At 64.6% G+C, this 23515-nt stretch carries 24 protein-coding genes and 1 tRNA gene; 12 read left to right on the top strand and 13 right to left on the bottom strand.

The window, feature by feature from the left end; genetic code table 11:
• Positions 1-50: 50 nt before the first annotated feature.
• Positions 51-126, bottom strand: a tRNA-Ala gene (locus EV663_RS03910).
• Positions 127-222: 96 nt separating this feature from the next.
• On the bottom strand, positions 223-552 hold the full coding sequence (locus EV663_RS03915) for an FYDLN acid domain-containing protein (protein ID WP_132950483.1): 330 nt from the start codon (positions 550-552) through the stop codon (positions 223-225).
• 110 nt (positions 553-662) lie between these two features.
• On the opposite strand from EV663_RS03915, the gene EV663_RS03920 reads away from it, so the two are divergent.
• Positions 663-1355: a M48 family metallopeptidase gene (locus EV663_RS03920; protein WP_132950484.1), complete on the top strand. Its 693-nt coding sequence runs from the start codon at positions 663-665 to the stop codon at positions 1353-1355.
• A gap of 31 nt (positions 1356-1386) precedes the next feature.
• Entirely contained in the window at positions 1387-2037 is a 651-nt protein-coding gene (locus EV663_RS03925) for a GntR family transcriptional regulator (RefSeq protein ID WP_132950485.1), read from the top strand.
• A gap of 107 nt (positions 2038-2144) precedes the next feature.
• Here EV663_RS03925 and lpdA read toward each other — a convergent pair whose 3' ends face one another.
• The 9 genes from lpdA to mdh form a co-directional block, all read right to left on the bottom strand.
• Positions 2145-3533, bottom strand: coding sequence for a dihydrolipoyl dehydrogenase (gene lpdA, locus EV663_RS03930; RefSeq protein ID WP_132950486.1), 1389 nt, complete (start codon positions 3531-3533; stop codon positions 2145-2147).
• A 114-nt stretch (positions 3534-3647) separates the two neighbouring features.
• Positions 3648-4043 carry an MAPEG family protein gene (locus EV663_RS03935; RefSeq protein ID WP_132950487.1) on the bottom strand — a complete coding sequence of 132 codons (396 nt, stop codon included), beginning with the start codon at positions 4041-4043 and terminating at the stop codon, positions 3648-3650.
• Positions 4040-4516 carry a hypothetical protein gene (locus tag EV663_RS03940; protein ID WP_132950488.1) on the bottom strand — a complete coding sequence of 159 codons (477 nt, stop codon included), beginning with the start codon at positions 4514-4516 and terminating at the stop codon, positions 4040-4042. Before EV663_RS03940 ends, EV663_RS03935 begins: the two co-directional genes overlap by 4 nt.
• Positions 4516-6042 (bottom strand): 2-oxoglutarate dehydrogenase complex dihydrolipoyllysine-residue succinyltransferase, encoded by a 1527-nt coding sequence (gene odhB, locus EV663_RS03945; RefSeq protein WP_132950489.1) that lies wholly within the window; start codon positions 6040-6042, stop codon positions 4516-4518. Before odhB ends, EV663_RS03940 begins: the two co-directional genes overlap by 1 nt.
• A 4-nt stretch (positions 6043-6046) precedes the next feature.
• Positions 6047-9019: a 2-oxoglutarate dehydrogenase E1 component gene (locus EV663_RS03950; RefSeq protein ID WP_132950490.1), complete on the bottom strand. Its 2973-nt coding sequence runs from the start codon at positions 9017-9019 to the stop codon at positions 6047-6049.
• Entirely contained in the window at positions 9016-9522 is a 507-nt protein-coding gene (locus EV663_RS03955) for a DUF805 domain-containing protein (protein ID WP_132950491.1), read from the bottom strand. Before EV663_RS03955 ends, EV663_RS03950 begins: the two co-directional genes overlap by 4 nt.
• 27 nt (positions 9523-9549) lie before the next feature.
• Positions 9550-10431 (bottom strand): succinate--CoA ligase subunit alpha, encoded by an 882-nt coding sequence (gene sucD / locus EV663_RS03960; RefSeq protein ID WP_132950492.1) that lies wholly within the window; start codon positions 10429-10431, stop codon positions 9550-9552.
• 5 nt (positions 10432-10436) lie between these two features.
• The gene (gene sucC / locus EV663_RS03965; RefSeq protein ID WP_132950493.1) at positions 10437-11630 is read right to left on the bottom strand and encodes an ADP-forming succinate--CoA ligase subunit beta; all 1194 of its coding nucleotides are present in this window, start codon (positions 11628-11630) and stop codon (positions 10437-10439) included.
• 157 nt (positions 11631-11787) lie between these two features.
• Positions 11788-12750 carry a malate dehydrogenase gene (gene mdh, locus EV663_RS03970; RefSeq protein ID WP_132950494.1) on the bottom strand — a complete coding sequence of 321 codons (963 nt, stop codon included), beginning with the start codon at positions 12748-12750 and terminating at the stop codon, positions 11788-11790.
• A gap of 397 nt (positions 12751-13147) precedes the next feature.
• On the opposite strand from mdh, the gene EV663_RS03975 reads away from it, so the two are divergent.
• From EV663_RS03975 to EV663_RS04015, 10 genes are all read left to right on the top strand, one after another.
• On the top strand, positions 13148-14008 hold the full coding sequence (locus EV663_RS03975; RefSeq protein ID WP_132950495.1) for an HpcH/HpaI aldolase/citrate lyase family protein: 861 nt from the start codon (positions 13148-13150) through the stop codon (positions 14006-14008).
• A complete protein-coding gene (locus EV663_RS03980; protein ID WP_132950496.1) occupies positions 14005-14571 on the top strand; it encodes an NnrU family protein in 567 nt (188 codons plus the stop codon). The genes EV663_RS03975 and EV663_RS03980 overlap by 4 nt, the downstream gene beginning before the upstream one ends.
• Positions 14571-14774, top strand: coding sequence for a DUF1737 domain-containing protein (locus EV663_RS03985; protein WP_132950497.1), 204 nt, complete (start codon positions 14571-14573; stop codon positions 14772-14774). Before EV663_RS03980 ends, EV663_RS03985 begins: the two co-directional genes overlap by 1 nt.
• A gap of 2 nt (positions 14775-14776) precedes the next feature.
• On the top strand, positions 14777-15811 hold the full coding sequence (locus tag EV663_RS03990) for a MaoC family dehydratase (protein ID WP_132950498.1): 1035 nt from the start codon (positions 14777-14779) through the stop codon (positions 15809-15811).
• 171 nt (positions 15812-15982) lie between these two features.
• Positions 15983-16366, top strand: a complete 384-nt coding sequence (sdhC, locus tag EV663_RS03995; RefSeq protein ID WP_132950499.1) for a succinate dehydrogenase, cytochrome b556 subunit — start codon at positions 15983-15985, stop codon at positions 16364-16366.
• A gap of 10 nt (positions 16367-16376) precedes the next feature.
• On the top strand, positions 16377-16748 hold the full coding sequence (gene sdhD, locus EV663_RS04000; RefSeq protein ID WP_132950500.1) for a succinate dehydrogenase, hydrophobic membrane anchor protein: 372 nt from the start codon (positions 16377-16379) through the stop codon (positions 16746-16748).
• Positions 16749-16770: 22 nt separating this feature from the next.
• Positions 16771-18576 (top strand): succinate dehydrogenase flavoprotein subunit, encoded by a 1806-nt coding sequence (sdhA, locus tag EV663_RS04005; RefSeq protein ID WP_132950501.1) that lies wholly within the window; start codon positions 16771-16773, stop codon positions 18574-18576.
• A 12-nt stretch (positions 18577-18588) separates the two neighbouring features.
• A complete protein-coding gene (locus EV663_RS04010) occupies positions 18589-19368 on the top strand; it encodes a succinate dehydrogenase iron-sulfur subunit (protein WP_132950502.1) in 780 nt (259 codons plus the stop codon).
• Between the two features lie 177 nt (positions 19369-19545).
• Positions 19546-19695, top strand: coding sequence for a hypothetical protein (locus EV663_RS15570; RefSeq protein ID WP_165910123.1), 150 nt, complete (start codon positions 19546-19548; stop codon positions 19693-19695).
• Between the two features lie 61 nt (positions 19696-19756).
• Positions 19757-20599, top strand: a complete 843-nt coding sequence (locus EV663_RS04015; protein ID WP_132950503.1) for an urea carboxylase-associated family protein — start codon at positions 19757-19759, stop codon at positions 20597-20599.
• Positions 20600-20663: 64 nt separating this feature from the next.
• Here the strand turns inward: EV663_RS04015 and deoD are convergent, their stop codons facing one another.
• A complete protein-coding gene (gene deoD / locus EV663_RS04020; RefSeq protein ID WP_132950504.1) occupies positions 20664-21368 on the bottom strand; it encodes a purine-nucleoside phosphorylase in 705 nt (234 codons plus the stop codon).
• A 168-nt stretch (positions 21369-21536) separates the two neighbouring features.
• Positions 21537-23504, bottom strand: coding sequence for a protein meaA (locus EV663_RS04025; protein WP_132950505.1), 1968 nt, complete (start codon positions 23502-23504; stop codon positions 21537-21539).
• Between the last annotated feature and the right edge of the window lie 11 nt (positions 23505-23515).

The following is a 23515-nucleotide window of genomic DNA, read 5'->3' on the forward strand; positions in this document are numbered from 1 at the left end:
CAACTGCCCGGATTACCCAAGGGCTATATTTAACATGTGTTACAGAGGTTTGGTGGAGCCAAGGGGAGTCGAACCCCTGACCTCTTGCATGCCATGCAAGCGCTCTCCCAACTGAGCTATGGCCCCATGTGGTGCGTGCCTTCCGGCTCGCCCGGTTGTATCTATGAAAGCGGCGGGGGGAGTGCAAGCGAAAAAATGCCCCGCCGTTTTCCTTGATTCCGGTCAGTTCTCGTCGTCGTCAGAGGACACGTCGGCAATGTCGTCGAGCGACACGTTATCGTCGTCATCATCGTCCAGGATGTCGTCATCCAAGTCGACATCGTTGCCGTCATCATCGTCGATCACGTCATCGTCGTTGTCCAGCACGGCCGGCGCCGCCTTGGCAACCGTGGCTTTCTCGGTGATCATCTGGCGGCCCTTGCCCGGCAGCAGGCTATCTGCCGAAAAACTTTGCCCGCAAGAGGGGCAGGTCATCGGGTCGCGCTGCAGGTCATAGAAGCGGGTCGAGCAGTGCGGGCAGACACGCTTTACGCCCCATTCTTCCTTTGGCATGGAGTTCCTCTCGGGTCACGTCTTTTTGCGGTTGCAGCCACGTGCCACAAGTCCCCTTGTGTGTCAAAGCCCTTTTGCCCCGGTGCCCGCGCGCATGACGAGAGGACGCGATGCAGAGAACCCGCCTGCCCGGAACACCGCCGCTAGAGGTGATCCTGCGCCGATCGGCGCGGGCACGGCGCTATTCGCTACGAATCTCGCAGCTTGACGGCCGCGTGACGCTGACCCTGCCCAGCAGCGCGCCCCTGGCCGAGGGGCTGGCATTCCTGCGCGAAAAGGAAAACTGGATTCGCGGTCATCTGGCCGCCAGGCCCGACGAACTCCGGGTGCGACTGGGCGGCGAGGTGCCGTACCGGGGACGCGCGCTGCCGGTGGTGCCAGGGCGCGGGCGCAGGGTGCAGCTTACAGAGATCGGCCTGGCGGTGCCCGGTCCGGACGCGCATGCCGGCCCGCAGGTCATGGCTTTTCTCAAGACCCGCGCGCGGGCCGATCTCGCGGCCGCCGCTGATGGCTATGCCGCAGCCCTCGGCCGGGGCTATGGCCGGTTGACATTGCGCGACACGCGATCGCGCTGGGGCTCCTGCTCGTCGCGGGGTGATCTGATGTTTTCGTGGCGGCTGATCATGGCCCCGCCGCAGGTGCTCGATTACGTCGCCGCCCACGAGGTGGCCCACTTGGCAGAGATGAATCATTCCGCGGCCTTCTGGGCCGTTCTGGGCCGGCTGATGCCGGATTACGAGGCGCCGCGCGCATGGCTGCGCGCGAATGGTGCGTCGCTGCACCGAGTGCGCTTCGTCGATTGACGCGGGCGACTTATGTGATCACACTCGCACCATGCTGATCCAGACCCGTCCAGGCGAAGGCGGCAGCGCCGCGCATGAGCGGCTTTACCGCGCGCTTCGCACCCAGATCATGCACGGCGAATTGACGCCGGGCGCCGCGCTGACCCTGCGTGGCATCGCGCGCCAGTTCGGTCTCTCCATGACCCCCGCGCGCGAGGCCGTGCGCCGCCTCGTGGCCGAGGGGGCGTTGACGCTTTCCGCCTCGGGCCGGGTGGCCACGCCGGAACTGTCGAACGAACGGATCGAAGAGCTGGCCGCGCTGCGCGCCCTGCTGGAGCCGGAACTGGCCAGCCGCGCGCTGCCGCGCGCCCATATGGCGCTGATCGACCGGATGCAGAAGATCAATACCGAGATCGGCGAGGTCATGGGCCGTGGCGATGCGGTCGCCTATATTCGGCTGAACCTGGAATTTCACCGCGCACTCTACCTGCGGGCACAAGCCCCCGCCATGCTGGCCATGGCTGAAACCGTCTGGCTCCAACTTGGCCCCACGATGCGGGCGCTTTACGGCCGTTTGCGCCGGTCCGAACCACCCCAGCACCACCGCATGATCCTTGCCGCGCTCAGGGCCGGGGATGAACCCGCGCTGCGGCTGGCTGTGCGAACAGATGTCACCCAAGGCCTCAGGATGCTGGCCACCTGAGCGCCTCACCCCCGGCCCTTCTTCTTGGTCAAAATACCCAAATGCCACCGCTGGCGGCAGGTGCCGAGGCGCGCGAGGTCTGTGCTGAAAATCCTTCGGCCGCGCCGTCAACTGTGGATCGGGCCGTCGCCGCAGGCCAGCGCCGCCTCGCGGACCGCCTCTGAATAGGTCGGGTGGGCGTGGCAGGTGCGGGCCAGATCCTCGGCCGCGGCGCCGAATTCCATCGCCACGCAGATCTCGTGGATCAGCTCGCCCGCGGCGGGGCCGATGATATGGGCGCCCAGGATGCGGTCGGTCTCGGCATCGGCGAGGATCTTGACGAAACCGTCGGCGGCGAAATTCGCCTTGGCCCGACCGTTGCCCATGAAGGAGAACTTGCCGACCTTGTAGGCGCGGCCCGCCTCTTTCAGGCTGTCCTCGGTCTTGCCGACGCTTGCGACCTCGGGATGGGTGTAGATCACGCCCGGGATCACGCCGTAATTCACATGGCCCGCCTGGCCGGCCAGGATCTCGGCCAGGGCCATGCCCTCGTCCTCGGCCTTGTGGGCCAGCATCGGGCCCTCGATCACGTCGCCGATGGCATAGATCCCGTCAACGGAGGTCTTGTACCGGGCATCCGTGGCGATCTGGCCGCGCTGGGTCATCTCGACGCCCAGCCCGTCCAGGCCCAGCCCGTCGGTGAAGGGTTTGCGCCCGGTGGCGACCAGCACCACATCGGCGTCCAGCTGGTGTTCGCTGTCATCCTTGCGCAGGGTATAGGCGACCTTGGCCTTGGTCTTCAGCGCCTCGGTGCCCTGGACGGCGGCGCCGGTGATGATGTCCAGCCCCTGCTTTTTCAAGAGCGCGCGGAAGCTGCGCGCCACCTCGGTATCCATGCCCGGGGTGATCTGGTCGAGATATTCCAGTACCGTGACCTCGGCGCCCAGGCGCGCATAGACCGAGCCCAGTTCCAGCCCGATCACGCCGGCGCCGATCACCGCCAGTTTCCTGGGGACTTTCGGCAGGGACAGCGCGCCGGTGGAGGAGACGACGGTGTTTTCGTCGATCTCCACCCCGGGGATCGTGGCCGGGGCCGAGCCCGAGGCGATGATGATGTGTTTCGCGGTATGGGTTTCCTCGCCCACCTCGACCGCGCCGGGTTCGGGGATGCGGGCCCAGCCCTTGATCCAGTCGACCTTGTTCTTCTTGAACAGGAACTCGATGCCCTTGGTGTTCTGGCCGATCACCTCGTCCTTGTAGCTCTGCATCTGCGCCCAGTCGACCGAGGGAGATTTGCCCTTCAGCCCCATCTTGGCAAAGTTGTGTTCGGCCTCGTGCAACTGGTGGCTGGCGTGCAGCAGTGCCTTGGAGGGGATGCAGCCCACGTTCAGGCAGGTGCCGCCGAGCGTATCGCGCCCCTCGACACAGGCGGTTTTCAGGCCGAGCTGTGCGCAGCGGATCGCGCAGACATAGCCGCCGGGGCCGGAACCGATGATGATGACGTCATAATTTGCCATGGAGGCCTCCTATCGGGGCATGTCGTGGGGTGTTAATCGGGGAGGGGGGGGCTGTCTGCCCCCCGCCGCGCCGCTGGCGCGACTCCCCCCGAGGGTATTTCGGCCAAGAAGAAGTCACAGGAGAGCGGCCAGGGTCATCAGGATCGTGGCGGCGAAGCCGGTGGTCCAGATCAGCGAGCGGGCGGGCACCCAGCCGCGGGTATAGGCGGGCACGTAGGCGATGCGCGCGGCGAGGTAGATCCAGGCGCAGAGGGCTGTGAACCATGTGGACTGCTCGGAGACGGTGATCAGGACCACCGCCGCGGTGAACAGGATCAGCCCCTCGAAATGGTTGTTCAGCGCCCGCTGGGCGCGGGCGGTCTGGCGCGAGAGCTGGTCCGTGGGCGGTTCGTCCCGGGGCGAGAGGGTGTATTTCGTGCCCAGTTCCATATTGGCGGGGATCGCCAGCAGGGCGAATTGCACGGCCTGAACGAGGATGGCGAGGGCGAGGGCGTAGAGTTCGGGGGTCATGGTTTGTAAGTCCTAAGAAAGTGCCGGATGCTGTCATCCGTCCGGGCGATCTGGGCCGGGTCGCGGAGGGCGAAACCCAGGGTCCAGATGAGCGGAACCTGAATAAGGAGCAGCAAGAGGGCGCCAATCGTGGCGGTCAGGACGCCGGCAAGGGCCAGGACGACCGTGACGGCGAGTAGCGCGGAGAGGTAGAAGCGGGCGCGTCCCCGCATCCTGGCCACATAGAACACGGCATAGGTCACGTCGTCCCAGAGGGCATAGACGGCCGCGATTGCAAGCGCTGCCCCCGGGAAGGCCATGCGGCTTTCGGTCAGGCCGAGGATCGCATTCGCGGCCACGAGCACCGCCACCGAGAGTGCGAGGCGTCTCTGGATGCGGCGGATGCTGTCGCGGGGCGGATCTTGCGCGGGGCGAAAACCGGGAACGGCCACGTTGCTGAGCAGCAGGTCCATGGGGACGTTGCGCAGACGCATCACAGATCCATCAATAGCCGCCGCGGATCCTCCAGCGCCTCTTTCACGCGCACCAGGAAGGTCACGGCGCCCTTGCCGTCGACGATCCGGTGGTCGTAGCTGAGCGCCAGATACATCATCGGGCGGATCACGATCTGGCCACCCACCACCACGGGGCGGTCCTGGATCTTGTGCATGCCCAGGATGCCCGATTGCGGCGGGTTCAGGATCGGCGAGGACATCAGCGAGCCGTAGACGCCGCCGTTGGAGATGGTGAAGGTGCCGCCCTGCATTTCGGCCATGGACAGCTTGCCGTCGCGGGCGCGGGTGCCCATTTCTGCGATTTTCTTTTCGATCTCGGCAAAGCCCATGGAATGGGCGTCGCGCAGCACCGGGACGACCAGGCCGTTCGGCGTGCCCACCGCGATGCCCATATGGACGAAGTTCTTGTACACGATATCGGTGCCGTCGATTTCGGCGTTCACCTCGGGCACCTCTGACAGGGCGTGGCAGCACGCCTTGGTGAAGAAGGACATGAAGCCCAGTTTCACGCCGTGCTTCTTCTCGAAGAGGTCCTTGTATTCGCGGCGCAGCGCCATGACGCCGGACATGTCGATCTCGTTATAGGTGGTCAGCATGGCGGCGCTGTTCTGCGCGTCCTTGAGGCGGCGCGCGATGGTCTGGCGCAGGCGGGTCATCTTGACCCGTTCCTCGCGCGCGGCGTCCTCGGCCGGGACCGGGCCGCGGGCGGCATCCGGGGCGGGGGCCGGTTTCGGCGGTTCGGGCGCGCGGGGGGCCGGTTTCGGGGCCTGCGCCGCGCGCTGCACGTCCTCTTTCATGATGCGGCCATCGCGGCCGGTGCCCTGGACATCCGCGGGCGAGAGGCCCTTTTCGGCCATCATCTTTTTCGCCGAGGGGGCGTGTTCGACATCCTTGCCGTCGCCCTTGGCGGGGGCGGCGTCCGGGGCCTGGGGTTTCGGGGCGGGGGCGCCGCCCGCGCCCGCGGTCATCACGGCCAGCTTGCCGCCGGCCTGCACGGTTTCGCCCTCGCCGGCGAGGATTTCGCCCATAGTGCCCGAGGTAGGCGCCGGCACCTCGACCGACACCTTGTCGGTTTCCAGCTCGCACAGCATCTCGTCACGCTCGACCGCGTCGCCGGGCTGCTTGAACCACGACGACACTGTCGCCTCGGACACGCTTTCGCCCAGGGTGGGGACCATGATGTCGATCGTGTCGCCGCCCGCATCGGCAGGGGCGGCTGCGGTGGCGGCGGGCTGGTCGGCCTTGGGGGTGTCCGCCGGGGCCGCGGCGCCTTCGGTGATGGTGGCCAGCAGCGCGTCGACCGAGACGGTTTCGCCCTCGGCCGCGACGATTTCGGCCAAGGTGCCGGCCGCGGGGGCGGGTACCTCGACTGTCACCTTGTCGGTTTCCAGCTCGCACAGCATTTCGTCGGCCGCGACCGCATCGCCCGGCTGCTTGAACCAGGTGGCAATCGTGGCCTCGGTGACGCTTTCGCCCAGGGTGGGGACTCGGACTTCGGTGGACATGGACTTACCCTTCGATTGTCAGCGCGTCGTTCACGAGCGCGGCTTGCTGTGCCTTGTGCTGGCTGGCCAGGCCCGTGGCGGGCGAGGCGGCGGCGGGGCGGCCCGCGTAGACGGGCCGACGGTGTTTCGCGTCGATCCGGGTGAGTACCCATTCGAGGTTCGGTTCGATGAAGGTCCAGGCCCCCTGGTTCCTGGGTTCTTCCTGGCACCAGACGATCTCGGCCTCGCGGAAACGTTGCAACTCCTTGACCAGGCTGAGCGCCGGGAAAGGATAGAACTGTTCGATACGCAACAGGTAGACATCGTCGATGCCGCGCGCATCGCGTTCCTCAAGCAGGTCGTAATAGACCTTGCCAGAACAGAGTACGACGCGCTTGATCTCTGCATCCGGCTTGAGGGTCAGATCCGAGGCGCGATGGGTTTCCGCGTCATCCCACAGCACCCTGTGAAATGATGAACCGGTCAGGAATGCCCTTGCCTCGCTGACCGCCAAGCGATGGCGCAGCAGTGATTTCGGCGTCATCAGGATCAGCGGCTTGCGAAAATCGCGGTGCAGCTGGCGGCGCAGGATGTGGAAATAATTGGCCGGGGTCGAGCAGTTGGCGACGATCCAGTTATCCTCGGCCGAGAGTTGCAGGAACCGTTCCAGCCGGGCCGATGAGTGTTCTGGCCCTTGCCCCTCGAACCCGTGCGGCAGCAGGACCACGAGGCCCGACATCCGCAACCATTTGCGTTCGCCGGAAGAAATGAACTGGTCGAACATGATCTGGGCGCCGTTGGCGAAATCGCCGAACTGGGCCTCCCACATCACCAGTGCGTTGGGTTCGGCCAGGGAATAGCCGTATTCGAAACCCAGTACCGCGTATTCCGACAGCATCGAGTCGATGACCTCGTAGCTGGCCTGGCCCTTGCGGATGTGGTTCAGCGGATAATACCGCTCCTCGGTATCCTGGTTGATGATCGCGGAATGGCGCTGGCTGAAGGTGCCGCGCGCGCTGTCCTGGCCGGCCAGGCGCACCGGGTAGCCCTCGGTCAAGAGACCGCCAAAGGCCAGCGCCTCGGCCGTTGCCCAGTCGAACCCCTTGCCAGAGGCGAACATTTCCTTCTTGGTGTCCAGCAGGCGGCCCACGGTCTTGTGCATGTTGAAGCCATCGGGCACGTTGGTCAGTGCCGCCCCGATCGCCTGCATCGTCTCTTCGGAAATGGCGGTATCGCCTCGCTGGTATTCATCGCCGCCGCCGCGCTTTATATGGCTCCAGCGGCCGTCCAACCAGTCGGCCTTGTTGGGCTTGTAGTCTTTTCCGGCATCGAATTCCTCGTTCAGGTGCGACTGGAACGCGGCCTTCATGTCCTCGATCTCGCCCTCGGGGATCAACCCGTCGGCAACCAGGCGTTCGGTGTAGAGTTGCAGGGTCGTCTTGTGCTTCTTTATCTTCTGATACATCAGGGGGTTGGTGAACATCGGTTCATCCCCCTCGTTATGGCCGAAACGACGATAGCAGAACATGTCGATCACCACGTCGCGCCCGAATTTCTGGCGAAATTCTGTGGCGACCTTGGCGGCATGCACCACCGCCTCGGGGTCGTCGCCATTGACGTGGAAGATCGGCGCCTCGACCATCAGCGCGATATCGGTTGGATAGGGCGAGGACCGGCTGAAATGCGGTGCAGTGGTGAACCCGATCTGGTTATTCACCACGATATGGATCGTGCCCCCGGTACGGTGGCCCACCAGCCCCGACATCCCGAAACATTCGGCCACCACGCCCTGACCGGCAAAGGCCGCATCGCCATGCAGCAGGACCGGCAGAACGGTGCTGCGTGCGTGGTCGTTGCGCTGTGCCTGCTTGGCGCGCGTCTTGCCCAGGACCACGGGGTTGGCGGCCTCTAGATGGCTGGGATTGGCGGTCAGCGACAGGTGAACCGAATTACCGTCGAATTCGCGGTCGCTTGATGCGCCGAGATGGTATTTTACGTCGCCCGAGCCATCCACGTCCTCGGGTTTGAAACTTCCGCCCTGGAATTCGTGAAAGATCGCGCGATAGGGCTTGCCCATCACGTTGGCCAGCACTGACAGCCGCCCGCGATGGGGCATGCCGATCACGATCTCCTTGACCCCCAGCGCGCCGCCGCGCTTGATGATCTGTTCCATCGCGGGGATCAGCGCCTCGCCCCCGTCAAGGCCGAACCGCTTGGTGCCCATGTATTTCACATGCAGGAACTTTTCAAAGCCCTCGGCCTCGACCAGCTTGTTCAGGATGGCGCGCCGACCCTCGCGGGTGAACTTGATCTCCTTGCCCAGGCCCTCGATCCGTTCCTTCAGCCAGGCCGATTGTTCCGGGTCGGAAATGTGCATGTATTGCAGGGCGAAAGTGCCACAATAGGTGCGTTTGACGATGGCGAGTATCTCGCGCATCGAGGCAAGCTGAAGCCCCAGGACGTTGTCGATGAAAATGGGCCGGTCCATGTCGGCTTCGGTGAAACCGTATGATCCGGGGTCAAGTTCGGGGTGGGGCGTGGGGTTTGACAGACCCAGCGGGTCAAGATCGGCGACCAGGTGGCCGCGGATACGGTACGCCCGGATCAGCATCAGGGCGCGGATTGAATCAAGCACCGCGCGCTTGATCTCGTCATCCGTGGGCTCGACGCCAACCTCCTGGGCCTTCTCGCGCAGCTTTTCCTCGGTGACCTTGATTTCCTGGGCGGGCGGCAGTCCGGGCCATTGACCGTCCAGCGCCGCCGTCAGATCGTCGGCAGGCGCGGGCGGCCAGTCGCGACGCGCCCAGCTTGGTCCGGCAGCCTCGCGCTTGACGGAAACCTCGTCATCGCCCATTTCGGCAAAGAAACGTTGCCAGCCCTCGTCGACCGAAGCTGGGTCGTTGGCGTAACGGGCGTAAAGCTGTTCGACATATTCCGCGTTATGGCCTTGCAGAAAGCTGGTGTCGTGAAAGAGCGCGTTCGTGCCTTGATCGGTCATTGCACTACCTCATGCGGGTTGGGACCGTACTGGTTCGGGCCGGGCTCGGAGGGGCGGGTCAGCCACCACAGCACCAGCAGCGGAGAAATCATCAGGATCAGCATTGCGAAAAGCAGGGCCAACCCTGCCAGCCCGGTCAATGTGCTGACCATCGGCTCGGGCCCGGTTCCGGCAAACCCGGCGGCGATGCCGGTAAAACTACCGATGCCGATCATTACGATCAGCGGGTAAAACAGGAACAGCCCGGAGCGTCCGGTGTCATGCATCCGCCGCCAGCCCGCCGCCAGCCCCGGCGCGAGAGTGCCAAGCCCGAAAACAGCGCCGAGCGGACCGGTGCCCGTGCCGCGCACGTCCCTGCCAAGAAAAAGCCCGTCCAGCGCCCCGGCAACAAGGCTGCCGAAGGACAGGAACAGAACGAACCACCAGAATTCGGGACGCGCCGCACGCCCCGAAAACGTGACGTATTTCCTGAAACAGGTCCTGGTGGCCTCAGCAAAGCCCATTGTTCCTCTCCCGGCGGCCGGGTTTGCCTAGCCGATCGCCTTCAGCACTGCCTCGCCCAGTGCGGCCGGGCTGTCCGCGACAACGATCCCGGCGGATTTCATCGCCTCGATCTTGTCCTCGGCGCCGCCCTTGCCGCCGGCGACGATGGCACCCGCGTGGCCCATGCGCCGGCCCGGAGGCGCGGTGCGCCCCGCGATAAAGCCTGCGATGGGTTTCGATCGGCCGCGTTTCGCCTCGTCCTTGATGAACTGGGCGGCCTCCTCTTCGGCCGAGCCGCCGATTTCACCGATCATGATGATCGAGTGGGTTTCGTCATCGGCCAGGAACCATTCCAGCACGTCGATATGTTCGGTCCCCTTGATCGGGTCGCCGCCGATGCCCACGCAGGTGGATTGGCCCAGACCCACATCGGTGGTCTGCTTGACCGCCTCATAGGTCAGCGTGCCCGAGCGGGAGACGACCCCGACGCTGCCGCGCTTGTGGATATGGCCGGGCATGATGCCGATCTTGCAGGCCTCGGGCGTGATGACGCCCGGACAGTTGGGGCCGATCAGCACGCAATCGCTGTCGGCAAGCGCCCGTTTCACCGTCATCATGTCCATCACCGGGATGCCCTCGGTGATGCAGACGATCAGCGGGATTTCCGCGTCTATGGCCTCAAGGATGGAATCCGCGGCAAACGGCGGGGGCACGTAGATCACGCTGGCATTCGCCCCAGTTTTCGCCACCGCCTCGTGGCAAGAGTTGAAGACCGGCAGGTCCAGATGCGTCTGCCCGCCCTTGCCCGGTGTCACACCGCCGACCATCTGCGTGCCGTAGGCGATGGCCTGTTCTGAGTGGAAGGTGCCCTGAGAGCCGGTAAAGCCTTGGCAGATGACCTTGGTGTTTTCGTCTACGAGAACTGCCATGACCCTTACCCCTTCACTGCTTTTACAATCTTTTCCGCCGCATCGGACAGGTTGTCCGCCGCGATCACGTCCAGGCCGGAATTGTTGATGATGTCCTTGCCCTTCTCGACATTGGTGCCTTCCAGCCGCACCACCAGCGGCACTTGCAGTCCGACCTCTTTCACCGCGGCGACCACGCCCTCGGCGATCACGTCGCAGCGCATGATGCCGCCGAAGATGTTGACGAGGATACCTTTGACGTTGGGATCGCTCGTGATGATCTTGAACGCCTCTGTCACCTTTTCCCTGGTGGCGCCGCCGCCCACGTCCAGGAAGTTGGCCGGTTCGGACCCATACAGCTTGATGATGTCCATCGTGGCCATGGCCAGGCCGGCGCCGTTGACCATGCAGCCGATCTCGCCATCCAGCGCGATGTAGTTCAGGTCGTATTTGCTGGCCTGCAATTCCTTGGGATCTTCCTCGGTCTCGTCGCGGAGCGCGAGGATGTCGTCGTGCCGATACAGCGCGTTGGAATCGAACCCCATCTTGGCATCCAGGCATTTCAGGTCGCCCGCCTGCGTCACGATCAGCGGGTTGATTTCCAGCATCTCGCAGTCTTTCTCGATGAAGCACTTGTAGAGCTGGCCCATCAGGCGGACGCATTGCTTGACCTGCTGGCCTTCCAGCCCCAGCGCGAACGCGATGCGGCGACCATGCCAGGGCTGATAGCCGGTCACGGGGTCGACGCTGAACGACAAGATGCGGTCGGGAGTATTTGCAGCGACCTCTTCGATATCCATACCGCCCTCGGTCGAACAGACAAAGGCGATGCGCGAGGATTGGCGGTCCACCAGCAATGCGAGATACAATTCGCGCGCGATATCGGATCCGTCTTCGATATAGACGCGACCGACCTGCTTGCCGGCGGGGCCGGTCTGATGGGTCACCAGCGTGCGGCCCAGCATCTTGCGGGCCTCTTCGGCGGCCTCGCCTACGGATTTGGCAATGCGCACACCGCCCTTTTCGCCCGCTTCGGCCTCAAGAAACCGGCCCTTGCCACGGCCGCCGGCGTGAATCTGTGCCTTGACGACCCACAGGGGACCATCCAGTTCGCCCGCGATGGTCTTGGCTTCTTCGGCCCGGGTGACGACATGGCCTTCTGAGACCGGGGCGCCATAGCTGCGCAAAAGTGCCTTCGCCTGATACTCGTGGATATTCATCAAACTGTCCCGTGCTGGTTCGGCTCACGGTTTATAAACACAGGACAGACGTGCGACGAAACGCCTTTCTACTGAAATTACCGGGATTTCGTGCTGTTTTCGTCATTTGTGATCACACCTTTTAAAGGTGTGATCACAACGTAATGTTCTTTCGGGCTCAGCCGAGCGACTCGTCAATGCCCTTGCAGGCCTCGACCAGCCCCTTCACCGCGTCGACCGACTTGTCGAACATAACCTGCTCGTCCTTGTTGAGCTTGATGTCCACGACCTTTTCGATCCCGTTCGCGCCGATGATGGTGGGCACGCCCACATACAGGCCCTTCAGCCCCAGCGCGCCATCGACCCAGGCCGCGCAAGGCAGCAGGCGCTTCTGATCCTTGAGATAGGCCTCGGCCATCTCGATCGCACTGGTGGCCGGCGCGTAATAGGCCGAGCCGGTTTTCAAGAGGCCCACGATCTCGGCGCCGCCGTCACGGGTGCGCTGCACGATCGCGTCCAGCTTTTCCTGCGTGGTCCAGCCCATGTCCACCAGGTCGGGCAGCGGGATGCCGCCCACGGTGGAATAGCGGGTCAGCGGCACCATCGTGTCGCCATGCCCGCCCAGCACGAAGGCAGTGACGTCCTTCATGCTGACGTCGAATTCCACGCTCAGGAAGTGGCGGAAACGCGCGCTGTCCAGAACGCCGGCCATGCCGACGACTTTTTCTGCGGGCAAACCCGAATATTGCTGCAGCGCCCAGACCATCGCGTCCAGCGGGTTGGTGATGCAGATGACAAAGGCGTTCGGCGCATTGTCGCGGATGCCTTCGCCCACCGATTTCATGACCTTGAGGTTGATGCCCAGCAGGTCGTCGCGGCTCATCCCCGGTTTGCGCGGCACACCGGCGGTGACGATGCAGACATCGGCGCCCGCGATATCGGCGTAATCGGTGGTGCCCTTCAGCGCCGCGTCAAAGCCCTCGGACGGGCCGGATTCGGCGATGTCCAGCGCCTTGCCTTGCGGCACGCCATCGGCGATGTCGAAAAGCACGACGTCGCCAAGTTCCTTGATCGCGGCGAGATGGGCGAGCGTGCCGCCGATCTGTCCCGCGCCGATAAGGGCGATCTTGGGTCTGGCCATGTCTGTTTGTCCCCTAGTCTTGTTGGTTGCGGCGCGATGGGTAGTCCTTTGCAGTCCCTCGCGCAAGGGCGCCGCAACGCGGCGTTGGCTGGTGCGCGGGCTTGCCCAAGGCCGCTTGCGCCGCATGCGCGCCTGTCTTCAGGCGGTTGCCGGGGCCTGTGCATGATGCGTTCCGGCGCCGTTTTTCCTCTGATATTTGTCCCGGCCATGCGCCTTTGTCGCGTTTGCGTGGGCGGGGTGCAGACCGTCGGGCACGGGGTGAACCGAACTGATTCCCGGCCGGTCCGGGGGCTGATCCGGCGGTGGGCGGGAATTCTGCATCGCGGCATAATTGGGGTTGCGCATTGTGTCCCGGCTGTGATCGTTTGCGCAACAAAATGACCCGAGGTTAGAATCAATGGACCCACGCGCCCGCCCGTTTCGTTCTGTCCTGTACATTCCCGGCTCGAAAGAGCGCGCCCTTGAAAAGGCAAAAACCTTGCCTGTGGACGCGATCATCTTTGACCTGGAAGATGCCGTTGCCGTCGAGGAAAAGCCCGCGGCTCGGCAACTCCTGGCCCAGACGCTCAAGGCAGGCGGATATGGCGCGCGCTTCAAGATCGTGCGGGTCAACGGGCTGGATACCGAATGGGGCCGCAAGGACGTGCAGGCGATGGCCTTTGCCGGGGCCGACGCGGTGCTGTTGCCCAAGGTGGAAAAGGTTGCCCAACTGGACGAACTTTCAGAGATGCTGCCGGGCATGCCGCTCTGGGCGATGATGGAAACCCCGCGCGGCATCCTGAACGCCGATGCGCTGGCCGCCCATCCGCGGCTGGAGGGGTTCGTGATGGGCACCAACGACCTTGCCAAGGAATTGTGCTGCCGCTATCGCGCCGACCGCCTGCCGCTTATGACCAGCCTCACCCATTGCCTGCTGGCCGCACGCGCCCATGGGGTTGTGGCGGTTGACGGGGTCTACAACGCCTTCAAGGACGAGGATGGGCTGAAGGCGGAATGCGAGCAGGGCCGCGATCTGGGCTTTGAGGGCAAGACCCTGATCCACCCCGCCCAGGTCGCCATTGCCAACGCCGCCTTCGCCCCCTCTGACGCGGAAATCGACCTGGCGCGCCGCCAGATCGCCGCCTTCGAGGAGGCCGAGAAAGAGGGGCAGGGCGTTGCCGTGGTGGATGGCCGCATTGTCGAAAATCTGCATATCGTTACCGCACGGGAAACGCTGGCCAAGGCGGCGGCGATTGCGCAACTGGAGGCTTCGACATGATGTATCTGATCCTGGGTGTTCTGCTGTGGAGCTTTGCCCATCTCTTCAAACGGGTGTTCCCTGACCTTCGGGCCAGCCTGGACAGCGCGATGGGCCAATGGTCCAAGATCCTGTTCGCCGTGCCGCTGGTGGCATCCGTCGTCCTGATGGTGATGGGCTATCGCGGCAATGAGGCGCCGATCCTCTACACCACGCCAGACTGGACGGTACACCTGAACAACACGCTGATGCTGCTGGCGGTCATCTTCTTCGGTGTCGGCAAGTCCAAGAGCCACGCGCGCAGCTGGTTCCGTCACCCGCAGCTTTACGGTTTCCTGACCTGGGTGGTCGCGCACCTGCTGGTCAACGGCGATCTGGCCTCGATCCTGCTTTTCGGCGGTCTGGGCCTTTGGGCGATTGCCGAAATCGTGCTGATCAACAAGCAGGACAAGGCGGTCACGCGCTATTCGGGCGGCTCGCTCAAGGGTGATCTGCGGCTGTTGGGGATCGGGATCGTTCTGTACCTGATCATCATCGGTCTGCATATCAGGGCCGGCGTCTGGCCGCTGCCGGTGAGCGGCTGATGCGCGCCTACCGGCTGCTGACCGAGGTCGATACCGCCGCGTTCTGCCACAAGGTGACCGAGGCCCTGGACAAGGGGTGGGAGCTGTACGGCTCCCCCGCCTATGCCCATGACCCGGTCACCGGGCAGATGCGTTGCGCACAGGCGGTGGTGAAGGATGTCGAGGGGGCCTATGCCCCTGACGTGAAACTGGGGGATTTGTGAGTATGGCCAAGACCAACCCGGGCTGGTTCTTCGAGGATTATTCGGTAGGGCAGGTGATCGACCACGCGGTGCCGCGCACGCTGTCGGGCGGCGAACGCGCGCTTTATCACGCGCTCTACCCGGCGCGACATGCGCTGTATTCCTCGGATGCCTTCGCGCAGGCCTGCGGGCTGCCGTCGGCGCCGCTGGACGATTTGATCGCGTTCCATACGGTGTTCGGCAAGACGGTGCCGGACATCTCGCTGAACGCGGTGGCGAACCTGGGCTATGCCGAGGGGCGCTGGCACCGCCCGGTCTGGCCCGGCGATACGCTGCGGTCGCAATCCGAGGTGATCGGGCTGAAGCAGAATTCCAACGGCAAGTCCGGCGTGGTCTGGGTCCGCACCAGCGGGCTGAACCAGAAGGACGAGGTGGTGCTGGACTACGTGCGCTGGGTCATGGTGCGCAAGCGCGACCTCGACGCCCCCGCGCCCGAGACGGTCATTCCCGACCTGTCCAAAACGGTCGCGGCCGAGGATCTGGTCGTGCCCGCGGTGCTGAACTTCACCGGCTACGATTTCACCCTGGCCGGAGAGCCGCATCGCTGGGGCGACTACGAGGTGGGCGAGGTCATCGACCATGTCGATGGCGTGACCATCGAAGAGGCCGAGCACATGCAGGCCACGCGGCTGTGGCAGAACACCGCCAAGGTGCATTTCGACGCCACCTTCCGCGAGGATGGCAAGCGGCTGATCTATGGCGGCCATGTCATCAGCATGGCGCGCGCGCTGTCGTTCAACGGGCTGGCCAACGCGCAGATGATCGTTGGCCTGAACGGCGGCGCCCACGCCAACCCCTGTTTCTCGGGCGACACCGTCAAGGCGTGGTCCGAGGTGCTGGACAAGGCCGAGACGGGCGCACCCGGCGTCGGCGCGCTGCGGCTGCGGCTGGTGGCGGTCAAGGCCGGAGCGCAGCCGGGGGCGCTGAAGGGCGATGACGGGAAATACCTGCCCGATGTCCTTCTTGATCTCGATTACTGGGCACTGATACCGCTTTGACAGCTTGAGCGGGAATTTGTGATCACGATTGATATTTTTGTGATCGCAAATTCTCATTTTTATGCTCTTGCGGCAGAAAATCAGGCCAGAATATCGGCCTGACCCGTGACTCCGGCGCGAAACTTGTTATCACATCGGTCCAAGATCGCGCCCCAGAACGAGAGGGACAAAATGGCTGACGTCAATCGCGGCAACCGTCCGCTTTCCCCGCATCTTCAGATCTACCGCCCGCAGTTGACCTCGGTGACCTCGATCTTCACCCGGATCACCGGCAATGCGCTGATTCTCGGTTCCATTCTCATCGTGTGGTGGTTCATTGCCGCGGCCAAGGGGCCGGATGCCTTTGCCCGCGCCGACTGGGTGCTGACCTCGTTGGTCGGGGATATCGTCATGACGCTGTCAGTCTGGGCGCTGTGGTATCATTCGCTGGCCGGAATACGTCACCTGATCTGGGACAGCGGGCGCGGCCTTGAGCTTCGCGTCGCGGAAAGGCTGGGCATGGCGATCATCGCGGGCTCTGCGATCCTGACCGTTCTTACCGTCATCATCGTCTGAGGGGAAAGCGATGCGTTATATTACCGACCGCAAGCGCGCCGTGGGCCTTGGCGCGGCGCATACCGGCACCGAACATCATTGGTACATGATCGTGAGTTCGGTCGCCCTTGTCGGGCTGATCCCGGTTTTCGTGTTCCTTGTCGGCTCGTCGCTGGGTAACCCGCATGACGAGGTGGTCGCGACTTTTTCGCGCCCCTTTCCTGCGGTGGTTGTCCTGCTGACACTTTGGGTGGGCTGGATGCATTTCCGCCGGGGGGCCCAGACCATGATCGAGGATTACGCCCGCGGCTTGACCCGCAAGATCCTGCTGATCGCGATGATGTGCATCAGCTACACGGCCATGGCGGCCGGCCTTTACGCGATCGTCCGCATCGCGATCTGAGATTTCACGGAGAGACGGGCACATGGCCGCTTACGAATACGAAACGCACGAATATGACGTGGTTGTGGTCGGCGCCGGCGGCGCGGGCCTGCGCGCCACGCTGGGCATGGCCGAGCAGGGGCTGCGCACCGCCTGCATCACCAAGGTGTTCCCGACCCGCAGCCACACGGTCGCGGCCCAGGGCGGCATCGCCGCGTCCCTGGGCAACATGGGCCCCGACCACTGGCAGTGGCACATGTACGACACCGTCAAGGGCTCGGACTGGCTGGGCGATACCGACGCGATGGAATACCTCGCCCGCGAGGCGCCCAAGGCGGTTTACGAGCTGGAACATTACGGCGTGCCGTTTTCCCGCACCGAACAGGGAAAGATCTACCAGCGCCCGTTCGGCGGTCACACCACCGAATTCGGCGAAGGCCCGCCGGTACAGCGCACCTGTGCCGCCGCGGACCGCACCGGCCACGCGATCCTGCACACGCTGTATGGCCAGTCGCTGAAGCAGAAGGCCGAGTTCTTCATCGAATACTTCGCCATCGACCTGATCATGTCCGAGGATGGCGTCTGCCAGGGCGTGGTGGCGTGGAAGCTGGATGATGGCTCGATCCATGTCTTCGCCTCCAAGATGGTGGTGCTGGCGACCGGCGGCTATGGCCGTGCCTATTTCAGCGCGACCTCTGCCCATACCTGCACCGGCGACGGGGGCGGCATGGTGGCCCGTGCGGGCCTGCCGCTGCAGGACATGGAATTCGTGCAATTCCACCCCACCGGCATCTACGGCGCGGGCTGTCTGATCACCGAGGGCGCGCGCGGCGAGGGCGGCTACCTGACCAACTCCGAAGGCGAGCGGTTCATGGAACGCTACGCCCCCACCTACAAGGATCTCGCCTCGCGCGACGTGGTCAGCCGCTGCATGACCATGGAAATCCGCGAGGGCCGCGGCGTGGGCGAGCACAAGGATCACATCCACCTGAACCTCAGCCACCTGCCGCCCGAAACCCTGGCCGAGCGCCTGCCGGGGATTTCGGAAAGCGCCAAGATCTTTGCCGGCGTGGATGTCACCAAGGAACCGATCCCGGTTCTGCCGACCGTGCATTACAACATGGGCGGCATCCCCACGAACTACTGGGGCGAGGTTCTGAACCCGACCGCCGACAACCCCGACCGTGTGACGCCGGGCCTGATGGCCGTGGGCGAGGCGGGCTGTGCCTCGGTGCATGGCGCCAACCGGCTGGGATCGAACTCGCTGATCGACCTGGTGGTGTTCGGCCGCGCCGCGGCGATCCGCGCCAAGGACGTGGTCGATCCCTCGACCGCCGTGCCGGCGCCGAACCAGGCGTCGATCGACGCGGCGCTCTCGCGCTTCGACGGGCTGCGCTACGCGGCTGGCCACACGCCCACCGCCGAACTGCGGCTGGAGATGCAGAAGACCATGCAGGCCGATGCCGCCGTCTTCCGCACCGAAAAGACCCTGGCCGACGGGGTGCAGAACATGACCGCCATCGCCGGCAAGTTGGGCGATCTCAAGGTCACCGACCGGTCCCTGATCTGGAACTCGGACCTGATGGAAACGCTTGAGCTGACCAACCTGATGCCCAACGCGCTGGCCACCGTGGTCAGCGCCGAGGCCCGCAAGGAAAGCCGCGGGGCGCACGCGCACGAGGATTACCCGGATCGCGACGATGCCAACTGGCGCAAGCACACGCTGTCCCATGTGGAGGGCGACAAGGTCACGCTGTCCTATCGCCCCGTGCACCTGGACCCGCTGAGTACCGCCGAGGATGGCGGGATCGACGTCGCCAAGATCGCGCCCAAGGCGCGGGTCTACTGAGGAGGCTAGGGAATGGTTGAACTCACGCTCCCCAAGGATTCGGTCATCAAGACCGGCAAGACCTGGCCGAAACCGGACGGCGCCACCAATCTGCGCAAGTTCCAGATCTACCGCTGGGACCCGGACAGTGGCGAAAACCCCCGCGTCGACACTTATTTCGTTGATCTGGACAAGTGCGGGCCGATGGTCCTGGACGCGCTGATCAAGATCAAGAACGAGATCGACCCGACCCTGACCTTCCGCCGTTCCTGCCGCGAGGGGATCTGCGGGTCCTGCGCGATGAATATCGACGGAACCAACACGCTGGCCTGTACCCGGGGGATGGACGAAATCAAGGGCACGGTGAAGATCTATCCGCTGCCGCACATGCCCGTGGTCAAGGATCTGATCCCGGACCTGACGCATTTCTATGCCCAGCACGCCAGTATTATGCCCTGGCTGGAAACCGAAAGTAACGAGCCGGTCAAGGAATGGCGCCAGTCGCCCGAGGACCGGAAAAAGCTGGACGGTCTCTACGAATGCATCATGTGCGCCAGCTGCTCGACCGCCTGTCCGTCCTATTGGTGGAACGGCGACAAGTATCTCGGTCCCGCCGCCTTGTTGCACGCCTATCGCTGGATCATCGACAGTCGCGACGAGGCCACGGGCGAGCGGCTGGACCAGCTGGAAGATCCGTTCAAATTGTATCGCTGCCACACGATCATGAACTGCACCAAGACCTGTCCCAAGGGTCTGAACCCGGCCAAGGCCATCGCTTCGATCAAGAAGATGATGGTCGACCGCGCGATCTGACCGCCGCGGGAAACCCGATCCTCGAACGGCCGGTCCCCCATGGGTCGGCCGTTTTTCCTTGCCGGCGACCCTTGCACCCAGCACATGCCGAGTTTCGCGCAACGGCAGGTGCGCCACCGCGCCAAGGGGCGTATCTTTCGGAGCGGGAGGAGCAACCGAACCCGGATGGAGGGTTACATGCCCCGTACTGCCAAACCGCGCCATGTCGGTGCGAAAGAAGCCTTGAAGATCCTCGAAGAGTCCTACGCCTATTACGCGCCCGCGCATGTGTTCGTGCCCGGCCAGCGTGAGTCCGTGGAATACTACGAATACTGCGCCGCAAGCTGAGCACGCGATCCGGGCTGCCGCGGCACTTGCCGCACGGCCCGTTTAGCGCTCTGATGGGGGGATGAACAATGCGCCCCCCGATGCAGATGCCCGCCGGGCCGCCCGCCCGGTTGTGTGCTATCCGCCCGACCACCTGCCCGCGCCCGACGCGGTCTGGACCGCCCGCCTGCGCGCGGGGCTGATGCCCCGTGAAACCGTCACCGTCCCCCCGCGCGAGGCCCGCTGCCTGCGCATCCCGGCCGGCCACATCCTGCGGATCACCTGCATCGAAGGGCCGCAGGTGGGCGATCTGAACCTGTGGAACGCCGCCGACCTGTCCGAACGCTTCTACTCGGGCAAGACGCGTGCCTTGCACGGCACCCACCTGACCACGGGCCACCGGCTCTGGTCCGCCTTTCCCCATTTGCGGCCGATGGCCACGATCCTGCATGACAGCCTGGACTGGTACGGCTTCGACGCGGACGGGGCGGGGGTGCATGACGTGATCGGCACGCGCTGCGATCCCTATACCGACACGCTTCTGAACGGCGGGCCTTACCATCATTGCTGCCACTCCAACCTGGTGCGCGCGCTGGCCGCCGAAACCGGGCTGCCCCCGGATCGGGCCGAACCCCATGTCCATGACGTCTTCAACGTCTTCATGTGTACCGGCTTCACCCGCGACACCCACCGGTATTTCACCAAGGCGAGCCCGGTGCGCCCCGGCGACAGCATCGAGCTTTTCGCCGAAATCGACCTGCTGGCCGCGCTCTCGGCCTGCCCCTGGGGCGATTGCGCCTCCAACAGCACGGACACGGCCGTCTGCCACCCGCTCAGGATGGATTGCCTCGCCCCGGACCAGGCGGCCCTGGCAGAATGGCAGCCGCCGCCGCCAAATGGCTACGACCGCTCCCATGGGCTGTGAGCCTATCTTCTTCTTGGGAAAAATACCCAAGGTGCACCCTCGGCCAAGGGGCCGACGCCAGGGGTTATGCGAACGCGGCCTCCAGCGCGATTTCGACCATCGCGCCGAAGCTCGTCTCCCGGTCCTCCGGGCTCAGCGCGCGCCCGGTCGGCAGGTGGTCCGATACGGTCAGCACCGCCAGCGCCCGCGCCCCGTACCGGGCGGCAAGGATGTAGAGTTCGGCCGCTTCCATCTCGACGGCCAGCACGCCGTGGCGGATCATCTGTTCGTCGAGGTCGGGACGCTCGTCGTAGAAGACATCCGAGGAATAGATCCCGCCCACATGCGCGCGCACCCCCTTGGCCATGGCCGCGCGGTGGGCGGCCGAGAGCAGGGCGAAATCCGCGCAGGGGGCGAAGTTCAGCTCCCTGAAGACGCCCCTGGAGGGCGTTGAGAGCGTCGAGGCCGTCATCGCCAGGACGATGTCGCGCAACTGGACATGGTCCTGCATCGCCCCGGCCGAGCCGATGCGGATCACCGTTTTCGCCCCAAAGTCCCGGATCAGTTCGTTGGCGTAGATCGACAGCGACGGCATGCCCATGCCGCTGCCCTGGATCGTCACGCGGTGCCCGTTCCAGGTGCCGGTATAGCCCAGCATGCCCCGGACGCGGTTAACGCAGACCGCGTCGGCCAGGAAGGTTTCGGCCGCCCATTTCGCCCGCATCGGATCGCCGGGCATCAGCACGGTTTCGGCGATCTCGCCGAGTTTGGCACCAATATGGATGGTCATGGGCACCTCGTTGGATCATGCTCGCAGACTGGCATGACACCGGGGCGAGGCCAAGGGCATCCAGCGCACCGCAACAGTTTCATCGCGCCCGTGGTGGTGCGTGCGACGCGGGGGGCCTGCCCCCCGCACCCCCCCGGGGTATTTGCGCCAAGAAGAAGGGTATATGTCCTATTGCGCGGCAACCGGGGCAGGGTCGATCAGGCCGACGATGTCGAACATGATCCGGTTCAGTTCGAAATCCTTGGGCGTGTAGACCTTGGCCACGCCCATCGCGCGCAGGCGCGCGGCGTCATCGTCGGGGATGATGCCGCCGACCACGACCGGGACATGCATCAGGTCGTTTTCCTTCATCAGCCGCATCAGCGCCTCAAGCAGGGGGAGGTGGCTGCCCGACAGGATCGACAGGCCCACGATATGCACGTTTTCGGTCTTGGCCGCCTCGACGATTTCGGCGGGGGTCAGGCGGATGCCTTCATAGGTGATGTCCATGCCGCAGTCGCGGGCGCGGGCGGCGATCTGCTCGGCGCCGTTGGAATGGCCGTCCAGCCCAGGCTTGCCGACCAGCAATTTGGGCTTGCGGCCCAGCCGCCCGGTCAGGGCGTCGACCTCGGCGCGGATCTCGTCTAGGCCCTCGGTGCGGTTCGAGGGGCTGCGTGACACGCCCGTGGGTCCGCGATACTGGCCGAAGACGGCGCGCATCACGTCGCCCCATTCGCCCGTCGTGGCCCCGGCGCGGGCGGCCGCGATCGAGGGCGGCATGATGTTTGCGCCGTTTGCCGCGGTCTCGCGCAGGGCCCGGAGAGCCTGTTGTACCGCGTCTTCGTCGCGAGTGTTGCGCCACTCGTTCAGGCGGGCGATCTGTTCGGCCTCGACCTGAGGGTCGACCACCATGATCGCGTCTTCCCCGGCGGTCAGGGGCGAGGCTTCACCCTCGGTCCAGCGGTTCACGCCGACCACTGTGGTCTGACCGGTCTCGACGCGCATGATGCGCTCGCTGTTGCTGTCGACCAGGCGCGATTTCATGTATTCGATCGCCGCCACCGCGCCGCCCATCGCGTCGATCTGGGTCAGTTCCGCGCGCGCGCCTTCTTTCAGCGCCTCGACCTTGGCGGTCACCGCCGGGTTGCCGTCGAAGAGATCGCCATATTCCAGGAGATCGGTTTCATAGGCCAGGATCTGTTGCATTCTCAGCGACCATTGCTGGTCCCAGGGGCGCGGCAGGCCGAGCGCCTCGTTCCACGCGGGGAGCTGCACGGCGCGCGCGCGCGCGTTTTTCGACAGCGTCACTGCCAGGGCCTCGATCAGGATGCGGTAGACGTTGTTTTCGGGTTGCTGTTCGGTCAGGCCGAGGGAATTGACCTGTACCCCGTAGCGGAAGCGGCGGAATTTGGGATCCTCGACGCCATAGCGATCCTGGCAGATTTCGTCCCAGAGTTCCACGAAGGCGCGCATCTTGCACATCTCGGTGACGAACCGGATGCCCGCATTCACGAAGAACGAGATACGTCCCACCATCGCGGGGAAATCGGCCGGGTCGACCTTGCCCTTGAGGTCGTCCAGCACCGCCGTGGCGGTCGCCAACGCGAAGGCGAGTTCTTGTTCCGGCGTCGCGCCGGCCTCTTGCAGGTGGTAGGAACACACGTTCATCGGGTTCCATTTTGGCAGGTGTGCGCGGGTATAGGCCGCGACATCGGTGATCATCCGCAGCGATGGTTTCGGCGGACAGATATAGGTGCCGCGCGAGAGGTATTCCTTGATGATGTCGTTCTGGACGGTGCCCTGCAGTTTCGAGATGTCGGCGCCCTGTTCCTCGGCCACGGCGATGTAGAGCGCCAATAGCCACGGAGCCGGCGCGTTGATCGTCATCGAGGTGTTCATCTGTTCCAGCGGGATGCCGTCGAAGAGCGTGCGCATGTCGCCCAGGTGGCTGACCGGGACGCCGACCTTACCGACCTCGCCGCGCGCCAGTTCATGGTCGCTGTCATAGCCCGTTTGCGTCGGCAGGTCGAAGGCCACGGAAAGTCCGGTCTGGCCCTTGGCGAGGTTGCCGCGATAGAGCGCGTTGGACGCCTTGGCGGTGGAATGGCCCGCATAGGTGCGGAACAGCCAGGGGCGGTCTTTATGGATTTCGGTCATGGCACGCCTCG

The organism is Rhodovulum bhavnagarense (genome assembly GCF_004343505.1).
Taxonomy (GTDB): Bacteria; Pseudomonadota; Alphaproteobacteria; order Rhodobacterales; family Rhodobacteraceae; genus Rhodovulum; species Rhodovulum bhavnagarense.

Excerpts from the sequence above, each read along its gene's own strand:
- sucD (WP_132950492.1), bottom strand. The coding sequence starts at position 10,431 with ATGGCAGTTCTCGTAGACGAAAACACCAAGGTCATCTGCCAAGGCTTT.
- mdh (WP_132950494.1), bottom strand. The coding sequence starts at position 12,750 with ATGGCCAGACCCAAGATCGCCCTTATCGGCGCGGGACAGATCGGCGGC.
- EV663_RS04010 (WP_132950502.1), top strand. The coding sequence starts at position 18,589 with ATGGTTGAACTCACGCTCCCCAAGGATTCGGTCATCAAGACCGGCAAG.
- sdhD (WP_132950500.1), top strand. The coding sequence starts at position 16,377 with ATGCGTTATATTACCGACCGCAAGCGCGCCGTGGGCCTTGGCGCGGCG.
- EV663_RS03955 (WP_132950491.1), bottom strand. The coding sequence starts at position 9,522 with ATGGGCTTTGCTGAGGCCACCAGGACCTGTTTCAGGAAATACGTCACG.
- deoD (WP_132950504.1), bottom strand. The coding sequence starts at position 21,368 with ATGACCATCCATATTGGTGCCAAACTCGGCGAGATCGCCGAAACCGTG.
- EV663_RS03950 (WP_132950490.1), bottom strand. The coding sequence starts at position 9,019 with ATGACCGATCAAGGCACGAACGCGCTCTTTCACGACACCAGCTTTCTG.
- EV663_RS03920 (WP_132950484.1), top strand. The coding sequence starts at position 663 with ATGCAGAGAACCCGCCTGCCCGGAACACCGCCGCTAGAGGTGATCCTG.
- EV663_RS03985 (WP_132950497.1), top strand. The coding sequence starts at position 14,571 with ATGCGCGCCTACCGGCTGCTGACCGAGGTCGATACCGCCGCGTTCTGC.
- EV663_RS03940 (WP_132950488.1), bottom strand. The coding sequence starts at position 4,516 with ATGCGTCTGCGCAACGTCCCCATGGACCTGCTGCTCAGCAACGTGGCC.
- sucC (WP_132950493.1), bottom strand. The coding sequence starts at position 11,630 with ATGAATATCCACGAGTATCAGGCGAAGGCACTTTTGCGCAGCTATGGC.
- EV663_RS15570 (WP_165910123.1), top strand. The coding sequence starts at position 19,546 with ATGCCCCGTACTGCCAAACCGCGCCATGTCGGTGCGAAAGAAGCCTTG.
- EV663_RS03990 (WP_132950498.1), top strand. The coding sequence starts at position 14,777 with ATGGCCAAGACCAACCCGGGCTGGTTCTTCGAGGATTATTCGGTAGGG.
- odhB (WP_132950489.1), bottom strand. The coding sequence starts at position 6,042 with ATGTCCACCGAAGTCCGAGTCCCCACCCTGGGCGAAAGCGTCACCGAG.
- EV663_RS03980 (WP_132950496.1), top strand. The coding sequence starts at position 14,005 with ATGATGTATCTGATCCTGGGTGTTCTGCTGTGGAGCTTTGCCCATCTC.
- sdhC (WP_132950499.1), top strand. The coding sequence starts at position 15,983 with ATGGCTGACGTCAATCGCGGCAACCGTCCGCTTTCCCCGCATCTTCAG.
- EV663_RS04025 (WP_132950505.1), bottom strand. The coding sequence starts at position 23,504 with ATGACCGAAATCCATAAAGACCGCCCCTGGCTGTTCCGCACCTATGCG.
- EV663_RS03975 (WP_132950495.1), top strand. The coding sequence starts at position 13,148 with ATGGACCCACGCGCCCGCCCGTTTCGTTCTGTCCTGTACATTCCCGGC.
- EV663_RS03915 (WP_132950483.1), bottom strand. The coding sequence starts at position 552 with ATGCCAAAGGAAGAATGGGGCGTAAAGCGTGTCTGCCCGCACTGCTCG.
- EV663_RS03935 (WP_132950487.1), bottom strand. The coding sequence starts at position 4,043 with ATGACCCCCGAACTCTACGCCCTCGCCCTCGCCATCCTCGTTCAGGCC.
- sdhA (WP_132950501.1), top strand. The coding sequence starts at position 16,771 with ATGGCCGCTTACGAATACGAAACGCACGAATATGACGTGGTTGTGGTC.
- EV663_RS04015 (WP_132950503.1), top strand. The coding sequence starts at position 19,757 with ATGAACAATGCGCCCCCCGATGCAGATGCCCGCCGGGCCGCCCGCCCG.
- lpdA (WP_132950486.1), bottom strand. The coding sequence starts at position 3,533 with ATGGCAAATTATGACGTCATCATCATCGGTTCCGGCCCCGGCGGCTAT.
- EV663_RS03925 (WP_132950485.1), top strand. The coding sequence starts at position 1,387 with ATGCTGATCCAGACCCGTCCAGGCGAAGGCGGCAGCGCCGCGCATGAG.